At 73.6% G+C, this 10,218-nt stretch carries 11 protein-coding genes; 8 read left to right on the top strand and 3 right to left on the bottom strand.

The annotated features are described in order from the left end of the window. Positions 1-938: PD-(D/E)XK nuclease family protein (locus tag EBN88_RS25290; protein ID WP_233580950.1), on the top strand; the 938-nt coding region annotated here is incomplete at its 5' end. Positions 939-948: 10 nt separating this feature from the next. After that, complete coding sequence (gene nudC, locus EBN88_RS25295; protein ID WP_122399375.1) at positions 949-1,896, top strand: NAD(+) diphosphatase; 948 nt, start codon at positions 949-951, stop codon at positions 1,894-1,896. A 31-nt stretch (positions 1,897-1,927) separates the two neighbouring features. Here nudC and EBN88_RS25300 read toward each other — a convergent pair whose 3' ends face one another. After that, positions 1,928-2,182, bottom strand: a complete 255-nt coding sequence (locus tag EBN88_RS25300; RefSeq protein ID WP_122399376.1) for a glutaredoxin family protein — start codon at positions 2,180-2,182, stop codon at positions 1,928-1,930. A 292-nt stretch (positions 2,183-2,474) separates the two neighbouring features. Between EBN88_RS25300 and EBN88_RS25305 the strand changes: the two genes are divergently transcribed. The 4 genes from EBN88_RS25305 (at position 2,475) to EBN88_RS25320 (ending at position 5,911) form a co-directional block, all read left to right on the top strand. Beyond that, the gene (locus tag EBN88_RS25305; protein WP_199742479.1) at positions 2,475-4,631 is read left to right on the top strand and encodes an ATP-dependent DNA helicase UvrD2; all 2,157 of its coding nucleotides are present in this window, start codon (positions 2,475-2,477) and stop codon (positions 4,629-4,631) included. A gap of 143 nt (positions 4,632-4,774) precedes the next feature. Next, a complete protein-coding gene (locus tag EBN88_RS25310; protein ID WP_122399378.1) occupies positions 4,775-5,092 on the top strand; it encodes a hypothetical protein in 318 nt (105 codons plus the stop codon). A 127-nt stretch (positions 5,093-5,219) separates the two neighbouring features. Further along, positions 5,220-5,570: a WhiB family transcriptional regulator gene (locus EBN88_RS25315; RefSeq protein ID WP_122399379.1), complete on the top strand. Its 351-nt coding sequence runs from the start codon at positions 5,220-5,222 to the stop codon at positions 5,568-5,570. Then, positions 5,567-5,911 (top strand): hypothetical protein, encoded by a 345-nt coding sequence (locus tag EBN88_RS25320; protein ID WP_122399380.1) that lies wholly within the window; start codon positions 5,567-5,569, stop codon positions 5,909-5,911. The genes EBN88_RS25315 and EBN88_RS25320 overlap by 4 nt, the downstream gene beginning before the upstream one ends. An 88-nt stretch (positions 5,912-5,999) precedes the next feature. Here the strand turns inward: EBN88_RS25320 and EBN88_RS25325 are convergent, their stop codons facing one another. After that, a complete protein-coding gene (locus EBN88_RS25325) occupies positions 6,000-7,511 on the bottom strand; it encodes an ABC1 kinase family protein (RefSeq protein ID WP_122399381.1) in 1,512 nt (503 codons plus the stop codon). A 50-nt stretch (positions 7,512-7,561) separates the two neighbouring features. Then, positions 7,562-8,647, bottom strand: a complete 1,086-nt coding sequence (locus EBN88_RS25330) for a ThiF family adenylyltransferase (RefSeq protein ID WP_122399382.1) — start codon at positions 8,645-8,647, stop codon at positions 7,562-7,564. 211 nt (positions 8,648-8,858) lie between these two features. Between EBN88_RS25330 and EBN88_RS25335 the strand changes: the two genes are divergently transcribed. Together EBN88_RS25335 and EBN88_RS25340 are read left to right on the top strand one after the other, a co-directional pair. Continuing rightward, on the top strand, positions 8,859-9,461 hold the full coding sequence (locus EBN88_RS25335) for a M48 metallopeptidase family protein (RefSeq protein ID WP_122399383.1): 603 nt from the start codon (positions 8,859-8,861) through the stop codon (positions 9,459-9,461). Between the two features lie 83 nt (positions 9,462-9,544). Next, positions 9,545-10,218 (top strand): TerD family protein (locus EBN88_RS25340; RefSeq protein ID WP_147472836.1); only part of this gene is annotated, 674 nt, incomplete at its 3' end.

The raw sequence follows: 10,218 nt of genomic DNA on the forward strand, positions 1-10,218 counted from the left end.
CCCGCGCCGTGCTGACCCACCTGGCCGCCCGGCGCGCCGCCGACGGCGGGGGGCGCGCCGCCATCCCGGCGCAGTCCGCCGCCGGGGCGGACCAACGGGCGGCCCCCGACGGGCCGGTCTCCCCCGGCGACGCCTCCGCCGACGCGTTCTCCGACGCCTCCGCCGACGCGTTCTCCGACGCCTCGGCCGACGCCTCCGCCGCGTTGACGCCCGAGGAGCGGCGCACCGTGGCCTCCTGGGACCGCGACCTCCCCGTGCTCGCCGAGGAGCTGCGCCAGGCCAGGGCCGGGGTGCGGGAGGTGCGGCTGCCGTGGTCGCTGACCGCGACCCAGCTCCAGCGGCTCGCCTCCGACCCGGAGGGCTTCGCCCGCGAGCTGGCCCGGCCGATGCCCCGCCCGCCCCAGCCGGCGGCCCGCAGGGGCACCCGTTTCCACGCCTGGGTGCAGTCCAGCTTCGAGACGCTGCCGCTGCCGATGCTCGGCCCCGACGAGCTGCCCGGCGGCGACCCCGACGAGGACGCCGAGATCCGCGACGAACGCGAACTGGCCGCGCTCAAGGAGGCGTTCCAGCGCACCCCGTACGCCCGCCGCCGTCCCTACCGGATCGAGGCCCCGTTCCAGCTCCAGCTCGCCGGCCGGGTGATCCGGGGCCGGATCGACGCCGTCTACCGGCTGCCGCCCGCCCCCGGCCGGCCCGGCCCGCGCTTCGAGGTCATCGACTGGAAGACCGCCCGCCGCCAGGACGCCGACCCGCTCCAGCTGGCCATCTACCGGCTGGCCTGGGCCGAGCGCCACCAGCTCCCGTTGAGTGAGGTCAGCGCCGCCTTCCTCTATGTGCGCAGCGGGGAGCTGGTGCGGCCCAGCGTGCTCCCCGGCCGGCGCGGCCTGGAACGGCTGCTGCTGGGGGAGGACTCCTGGGAGCCCAACGATCCCGGTTAGGCTTTCCGGTATGAGTACCACCCCGGCGAGCCAGGACAGCGTCGTCCAGCCGATCCCTCTCACCGTCACCGGAGGCATCGACCGGGACTCCGGTCACCGCCTGGACGAGGCATGGCTGGGGGCCGCCTGGAGCCATCCGAGCACCCGGGTCTTCGTGGTCTCGGGCGGGCAGGCGCTGATCGAGGAGACCCCGGACGGCCGCACCGAGCTGGTGATGATGCCGTCCTTCGACGCCCCGTTGACCGAGGCCCACCGGTACTTCCTGGGCACCGACGAGGAGGGCGTGCGGTACTTCGCGCTCCAGAAGGACGCACTCCCGGGGCGCATGGACGCCGCCGCGCGCCCCGCCGGGCTGCGCGAGGCGGCGGCGCTGCTCTCGGACCGCGACAGCGAGCTGATGGTGCACGCGGTCGCCCTGGAGAACTGGCAGCGGCTGCACCGGTTCTGCTCCCGCTGCGGCGAGCGCACCGTGATCGCGGCGGCCGGCCACATCCGCCGCTGCCCCGCCTGCGGCGCCGAGCACTACCCGCGCACCGACCCGGCCGTGATCATGCTGGTCCTCGACGACGACGACCGGGCCCTGCTCGGGCGCCAACTGCACTGGCCCAAGGGCCGGTTCTCGACTCTGGCGGGCTTCGTCGAGCCGGGGGAGTCGATCGAGCAGGCCGTGATCAGGGAGGTCGCCGAGGAGGTCGGCGTCACCATCGGGGAGGTCAGCTACCAGGCGAGCCAGCCCTGGCCTTTCCCCTCCAGCCTGATGCTGGGCTTCGTCGCCCGCGCCACCAGCACCGAGGTCACGGTGGACGGCGACGAGATCGAGGAGGCCCGCTGGTTCTCCCGCGACGACCTGCGGGAGGCCATGGAGTCGGGCGAGGTGTTGGCCCCGTCCGGCGTCTCCATCGCCTCCCGGCTGGTCGAGCAGTGGTACGGAAAGCCGCTGGTCACCTCGATCTGGTGAGCCGCAGGACGCCCGGGGCGCCGCGCGGCGCTCAGGCGGCCAGGGCCTTCTTGACCTGGTTGAGCGAGGGGTTGGTCATCGTCGTCTCGGTGCCACCCTCGCCGGTGACGACCAGGGTCGGAACGGTCCGGTTGCCGTCGTTGGCCCGCTCCACCAGGGCGACGGCCTCCGGGTCCTGCTCGATGTCGACCTCGGTGTAGGCGATGCCCTCGCGGTCCATCTGGCTCTTCAAACGACGGCAGTAGCCGCACCAGGTCGTGCTGTACATCGTCACTGTGCCCGGCATCGTCCGACTCCTTCGCGACATGACCTACGTTCGGTACCGCAGGGATGTTCCGCTGCGTGCTGGGGCAACGTCCCGCGCGGTGCGACAAATTCCACGGGCTGTGGACAACCCGACGCACGCGTCCCGCAGGACCTGGCAGCATGGCGGGGTGACTTCAGCACCGCACGCCTCAGCCGTCCCGCCGGAGAGCCCGTTGCCCGGGAGCACTCCGCCGGGGAGTCGCGCGGCCGGCGTCCCGCAGGGGACGCTACCGCACGGTGCCTTCCCGGCCGTTCCTGACTCGGCGGACGCCGTGCTCGACGGGCTCGACCCCGAGCAGCGCACCGTCGCGACCACGCTGCACGGCCCGGTCTGCGTCCTCGCCGGCGCCGGCACGGGCAAGACCAGAGCCATCACCCACCGCATCGCCTACGGCGTGCGCGCCGGCGTCTACCAGCCGAACACGGTGCTCGCCGTCACCTTCACCGCCAGGGCGGCGGGCGAGATGCGCGGCCGGCTGCGGCAGCTGGGCGCGGGCGGGGTGCAGACCCGCACCTTCCACGCGGCGGCCCTGCGGCAGCTCCAGTTCTTCTGGCCCAGGGCGATCGGCGGCGAGCCGCCCCGGCTGCTGGAGCGCAAGCAGCAGTTGGTCGCCGAGGCCGGGGCGCGCTGCCGCATCCGGCTGGAGCGGGCCGAGCTGCGGGACATGCTCGGCGAGATCGAGTGGGCCAAGGTCACCCAGGCCACCCCCGAGGACTACCCGGCCGCCGTCGTCAAGGCCGGCCGGGACGCCCCGCGCGACCCGGCCGAGACCAGCAGGGTCTACGCGACCTACGAGCGGCTCAAGCAGGACCGGGGCCTGATCGACTTCGAGGACGTGCTGCTGCTGACGGTCGGCATCCTCACCGACCGGCCGGACATCGCCGACACGGTCCGCCGCCAGTACCAGCACTTCACCGTCGACGAGTACCAGGACGTCAGCCCCCTCCAACAGCGCCTGCTCCAGCTCTGGTTGGGGGACCGGGACAGCGTCTGCGTGGTCGGGGACGCCAGCCAGACGATCTACTCCTTCACCGGCGCCACCCCCGACCACCTCCTCAACTTCCGCACCCGCCACCCCGACGCCACCCTGGTCAAGCTGGTGCGCGACTACCGCTCCTCGCCCCAGGTCGTCCATCTGGCCAACGGGCTGCTCGCCCAGGCCAGGGGCCGCGCCGCCGAGCACCGGCTGGAGCTGATCTCCCAGCGGCCCCCGGGGCCCGAGCCGGTCTTCGCCGAGCACCCGGACGAGCCGGCCGAGGCCGAGGCCACGGCCCGCCGCATCAGGGAGCTGATGAAGCCGGTCGCCGAGGGCGGCGCCGGCGTTCCGGCGAGCGAGATCGCCGTCCTGTACCGGGTCAACGCCCAGTCCGAGATCTACGAGCAGGCCCTGGCCGACGCCGGCGTCCCCTACCAACTCCGGGGCGCCGAGCGCTTCTTCGAGCGTCAGGAGATCCGCCAGGCGATCCTCGCCCTGCGCGGCGCCTCCCGCGCCGGGGGGAACGACGCGGCCCTGGCCGGCGCCGAGGGCCTGGCCGCCGAGGCCGGCGCGGTGCTGGCGAGCACCGGCTGGACGCCGGAGCCGCCCGCCGGCTCGGGCGCGGTGCGGGACCGCTGGGAGTCCCTGCGCGCGCTGGTCCGGCTGGCCGAGGACTTCCAACGCGCCCGCCCGGGCGCCACCCTGGTGGACTTCGTCGCCGAGCTGGACGAGCGGACCGCCGCCCAGCACGCGCCGACGGTCGAGGGCGTCACGCTGGCCTCCCTGCACACCGCGAAGGGCCTGGAGTGGGACGCGGTCTTCCTCGTCGGGCTCACCGACGGGATGCTGCCGATCAACCACGCCAAGACCCCGGAGCAGATCGAGGAGGAGCGTCGGCTGCTCTATGTCGGCGTCACCAGGGCCAGGTTCCACCTCAGCCTGTCCTGGGCGCTGGCCCGTTCCCCGGGGGGCCGGGCCGGCCGTCGGCCGAGCCGCTTCCTGGACGGGCTGCGCCCGGGCTCGGCGGCCGACGGGGCTCGGGGGCGCGGCGGCGCCGGGGGAGTGGAGCGCGGCGCGGCGCGGGGGCGCAAGCCGCGTGGGCCGGTGCCGTGCCGGGTCTGCGGCCGGACCCTGACGGAGGCCACCGAGCTGAAGTTGCGGAGGTGCGCCGACTGCCCCTCGGCCATGGACGAGGAGCTGTACGAGCGGATGCGCGAGTGGCGCCTCGCGCGCGCCCAGGAGTTGGGGCGCCCGGCGTACGCCGTCTTCACCGACGCCACCCTGATGGCCATCGCCGAGCAGCCGCCGGGCGACGAACGTGAGTTGTCTCGCATCTCCGGGGTGGGCCCGCACAAGCTGCGCCAGTTCGGCGACGAACTGTTGGCGCTCTGCGCCGGAGAGCAACTCCCGGAGCGGGCCGAGGAGTCTTCCGAAGAGGACACCGAAAAATAGATTGCGTCCGCGCGAGGAATCCGCATAGCGTGCTCCACGTGGCGCCCGAGGAGGGTTTCCCTTCCTGCGGTGCCATGCTCTACTGAGAGAACATCCCGGGTGGCAGAGGCCGCCCCCGAGACGCCGCGAAGGAGGCGATTCCAGTGATCGTTCTGACTGACACCAAACTGACCGGTTCTGTGGTCGCCCGCTCCGCCGCGCTCTGCGCTGCCCTGCCGTCCACGGTCGTCCCGCCGCGCGTGCCGTCCGCCCGCGTGGAGTCCGACGCCAGGGGTGTCTCTCGCGAGGAGCGAACGATTTCGGCGCCCGAGATGGCAGTAGTGGCGGCAGCCGCAGGCGTGGACGCCTACGCGGCCACCGCCAATCTCGCCGGCGCCGGCCACCGGATTTTCGGACAGCGGACCAAGTTTCACTCGATGTGGGCCCTCCGCGGGCTCGATCCCTGGAGTGATCCAACCTGATCGGCGAGATCAGGTCGGCACCTCAGGGGCCGCGGAACCCACACCGGGTTTCGCGGCCCTTTTGCTTTCCCCGCCGCCCGGCAGCCCGTCGAGCGGTTCGACAACTCAACGACACGAGGACGACACCGTGCCACTCGCGCCGTACGCCCGACCTGACCTGAACCCACCACCCGATCCGGAGACTTCTGTGACCCCGCTGTTCACGCTGAACGAGCTGGACGAGGCCATCGAGCGCCTCGACGAGAGCGTGCCCTGCCGTTCGTACGACCCCGAGGTGTTCTTCGCCGAGTCGCCCGCCGACGTCGAGTACGCCAAGTCCCTCTGTCGGACCTGTCCGCTGCGCGAGGCCTGTCTGGCCGGCGCGAAGGACCGCCGGGAGCCCTGGGGCGTCTGGGGCGGCGAGCTGTTCGTCCAGGGCGTGGTCGTGCCGAGGAAGCGGCCGCGTGGCCGCCCCAGGAAGAACCCGGTCTCGGCATGAGCACTCACGGAACCATCGGCCGACCGGCCCCCTATGGGCCGCGACGGCACCACCAGCTGCGCGCGATCGACCCCCTTACCGAGGTGGCCTCCAGCCACCGACCCGTCGGACGACGTCAGTCCCGACAGGAACAGAACAGGACCAGGAAGTTGCAACTCATCCCAGAAGCCATGGCGCGTTCCCATATGGAAGAACGCACCAGGGAAGCCACATCCCACCGGATGGCCGGGAGGCTGGCCGAGGCCCAGCGCCAGGCCCGCCGGTCCGAGCGGCTCCAGCGGCGAGCGGAGCGCGCCTCGCGGCGCGCCCGCCGGGCGCTGGCCCGGGCGGTCATGCAGTGACCGCCGGGCGTCCGCTCGACTGAACCACCATCCGACCGCCGGACGGCCGGGCCGCACCACGCGGCCCGCGCGCCGTCCGGCGGTTCTCTCATGTGCGCTCGCGCCCCGAACCCGCCGGCTCCTCCCCGGGCTCCCCGGCGTCGTCCGCCACGCCCGCCGCCCGCTCGCCCGTCAACTCCTCGCCCGGCGCCAACTCCTCGCCCTCCGGCGGCCTTTCGTCCCGGGCCGGGTCCTCGGACCCGGCCGTCTCCCTGGGCCCCGGGAGGTCCGCGTCCCCGAAGCCGGGCAGGCCGGCGACCAGCTCGTCCCGCAGTCTGACCGTCGCGTTCAGCTGGCAGAGCACGCCGATGGTGGAGAGCGTCACCCGGTGGATCAGCAGATAGGACGGCGGCAGGTTGAGGCGCCGCCCCAACTGGTGGGCCGACGACCGGGGATCGGCTATCCGCGCGGCCTGGGTGCGCAGCCACTCCCGGGTGAAGGTGAACTCCTCCGCCCGAGCCGGCTCCGTCATCGGCAGCAGGTAGTCCATCACCTCCTCGGGGTCCAGATCGATCGACGCCTTGACGAAGCCCTCCTCGCACAGCTGCTCGTACACCTCCGAGGCCGCGCCGTCGAGCGACAGCCGCAGCGCCCTGCCGATGGCCGGCGGCAGGCCCTCGGGCAGTCGGTTGACCGCGCCGAAATCCAGCACGCCCAACCGCCAGCGCTCCACCGGCTCGCCCTCGACGGGCACCAGCCGGAAGTTCCCCGGGTGCGCGTCCGCGTGGAGCAGCCCCGTGCGGGCGGTGCCGGAGAACAGGAAGCGCGCCAGCAGCTGCCCCGCGCGGTCCCGCTCGGCCGGCTCGCCCTCGGCGATCACCTCGGAGAGCGGGGTGCCCTCCAGCCACTCGGTGATCAGCAGGCCGTCCCGCTGGCAGACCACCTCGGGCACCACCACGTCGGGGTCGCCCCGGAAGGCGTCGGCGCAGATCCGCTGGGAGTCCGCCTCCAGGGCGTAGTCCAGCTCCTCGGCCACCCGGTCCCGCATCTCCTCAAGCAGCGGCTTGATCTCAAGCCCCGGCGCCCAGGGCGCCAACACGCGGGCGAAGCGGCTCAGTTGGGCCAGGTCGGAGAGGAGGGCCTCGCCGGCCCCCGGGTACTGGATCTTCACGGCGACCTCCCGGCCGTCCGCCCAGACCGCCCGGTGCACCTGGCCGATGGAGGCGGCGGCCGCGGGGCGCTCGTCGAACTCCAGGAAGCGCTCGCGCCAGTCCTCGCCGAGCCGCTCGGCCATGGCGCGCACCACGGAGCTGGCCGGCATCGGCGGGGCGGCCTCCTGGAGCTTGGTGAGCGCGGCCCGGTAGGGGCCGGCCACGGACTCGGGCAGCGCCGACTCGAAGACCGAGAGCGCCTGGCCCAGCTTCATGGCGCCCCCCTTCAGCTCGCCCAGCACGGAGAACAACTGCTGGGCGGTGCGCTGCTGAACCTCCTGCCCGACCAGCTCGGCGGATCGCCCGCCGATCCGCTTGCCCAGTCCCCAGGTCGCCCGGCCGGCGAAGCTCAACGGCAGCGTGGCCAGCTTCGCGGTCCTGGTCACCGCCTTGCGAGGTAGATCAAACATGTCCCCTCCAACTCCCGGCAGGCGTACGGCCGTCGCGCCAGGTCCTCCGTTCATTGTGGACCCGTCGGCGTCGAGGGGCGCGGGGCCTCGGCGAGGGCGGCGCCGCAGGAGCACTCCGGGTGCGGGGAGAACGTCTGGGTGGTGGTCGTCGGGCCCGGCAGCACGTACTCCGTCCTGCTGTGCGCCGGGACGGTCGCGTGCCCGTCGAGGAAGGCGAGCGCGGCGCAGGCCGTCAGCCCCGCGACGGTGGTGGCCAGGGCGCTGTCGCAGGCGGGCACCCCGGGGCTGCGGGCGTTCCGCCACTGGGAGACCAGGATCGGCCAGGACGGCTCCCGGTCCCCGAGCGTGCGCAGCAGGCAGCCGGCGCAGGCGGTGCTGCCGGGCAGCACCAGGGGGCCGACGAAGCCCGTGGCCTCGACCACGCCCGCGTACAGGTGCGGGGTCCCGGTGGCCATCAGGTCCTCGGCGCGATCCGGATCGGGGACATAGGCCGCCAGCCCGTCCCTGGGCGCGACGATCACCAGCCGTGGCCCGCGCCGCTCCTCCGTCGGGACCCGTCGCCAGGGGCACAGCGATCGGACCAGGGCCCGGGCCGCCGAGGCCCTGCGCTCGCCCACGCTCTCGGGGCGCAGACCCCCGTGCGCGGTGTCCGTCGGCGCGACCCGTCCGCCGTCCGCCACCTCGACGCGGCCCACGCCGGCCTGCGCGAGGGCGCCCGCGACGGCGGCGCCGACGCGGCCGGCGCCCCTGACCAGCACCCCGGCCGCGCGGCGGGCCGTCCAGGCGCGGAGCCCGTCGCCCGGCCCCGGGTGGAGCAGGGAGAGCGACGCCAGGTCCGGCCGCATGGCGTCGGTGATCTCCCTGGCGGCCTGGGGCTCGGCCGTCGCGTCGTCGAGCACGCCCGCGTTGGCCAGCTTCCTGGTCACCCGGTCCGCCGCCTCGGCCCCCAGCCCGAGCGAGGCGGCCGCGTCCCGCAGCGCGGGCAGGCCGCGCGTCCCGTCGAGCAGCGAGAGAAAGCTCTCCGTCGCGGTGTCCAGCGGGCCGAACAGCACGGAGTGCGCGGGCGTCACCCCGTAACGGACGGTCTTCTCGTCCCGCCAGCCTCGGCGCAGCGACGGCTTGATCATCGGATGCATGGGATGGCCCCCTTCGAGCCCCCTGTGGGCCCCTCGGCGCACTGTCGGGCCCCATCATGCTGGGTACGCACCGGGCATGCCGAAAGTTATCCACAGGAAGCCGAGAAAATATTACAAATAGTGCATACCTGCGGGTGGTTGACTTTTGGCGCCCCCCGCCCGGTGATCGACGAGCGGGACATATCCGGCTCGTACCGGGTAACGTCGGCGTGTGTCCGCCGACCCGCTGAACAGCGCCGGCCCACCGCAGCGCACGCCCTCGGTGGGCCGCCCGGTGCTGGACGGGGAGCAGCCGGAGCGCGTCGAGGTTCGCCGCAGCTCACGGCGTCGTCGCACGGTATCGGCCTATCGCGAGGCCGATCGCACCGTGGTCCTGATCCCCGCCCGGATGTCCGCCGACGAGGAGCGCCGCTGGGTGGAGGTGATGCTGGAGAAGCTGGCCGCCCAGGAGGAGCGGCGGCTGCTCGACGACGAGGACCTCTTCCGCCGCGCCCGGGAGCTGTCGGAGCGGTACTTCGAGGGGCGCGCGCGGCCGGACAGCGTGCGCTGGGTCACGAACCAGAACGCCCGCTGGGGCTCCTGCACGCCGGCGCTCGGCACTATCAGGCTCTCCCACCGACTTCAGGGAATGCCCGAGTACGTGATCGACTACGTGCTGCTGCACGAGCTGGCCCATCTGCTGGTGCCGGGTCACGGTCCCGGTTTCTGGGCGCTGTTGGAGCGCTACCCGCGCACGGAGCGGGCGCGCGGCTTCCTGGAGGGCGTCGTCGCCGCCGAGCGGCTGCCGCACAGCCCCTGCCCCCAACGGGACTGACCGAGAAGCGACCACTGTCCGTGGCATTGGCTAGTCTGGCGATGCCGGATGTGCAGCTAGCGGATGGGGGACGGTCGTTACCGATGGTGACGCAATTCAAGCGCGGCCAGAAGGCCCGGCTCACCGATCTGACCCTGGGCACGGATCTCTACGTGGGGGTCCAGATCTCGGGGCCGGGGATGGTCTTCGACATCAGCTGTTTCGGCCTGGACGCGGCCGAACAGCTCTCGGACGACCGGTACTTCGTCTTCTACAACCAACCCGCCTCGCCCGAGGGGGCGCTGCGACTGCTCGGTGCCCAGGCCGGGGACACGGAGTCGTTCCGGATCACGCTGGACAAGGTCCCGCCGTCCATCGACCGGCTCGCGTTCACCGCCACCATCGACGGTGAGGGGACGATGTCCCAGGCGGCCCCCGGCTATCTGCGGATCGTGGCCGGCGGCGAGGAGGTCGCCCGTTACTCCTTCGACGGCTCCGCCTTCACCACCGAACGCGCGCTGATGATCGGGGACTTCTACCGCAAGGACGGCTGGCGGTTCGCCGCCGTGGGGCAGGGCTTCGACGGTGGACTGGCCGCGCTGCTGCGGCACTTCGGCGGCGAGGTCGAGGAGGACGCCGAGGACGCCGCCCCCGAGCCGGAGCCGCAGGGCGCGGCGCCAGGCTTCGCCCCGCCCGGTGGGCAGGCCGCCGCGCCCCCGGCGTTCGCGCCGCCCCCCACGTCAGCACCGGCCCCGACGGCCCCGGCACCGGCGGCCGC

This window comes from Streptomyces triticirhizae (assembly GCF_003696235.1).
GTDB lineage: Bacteria > Actinomycetota > Actinomycetes > Streptomycetales > Streptomycetaceae > Streptomyces > Streptomyces triticirhizae.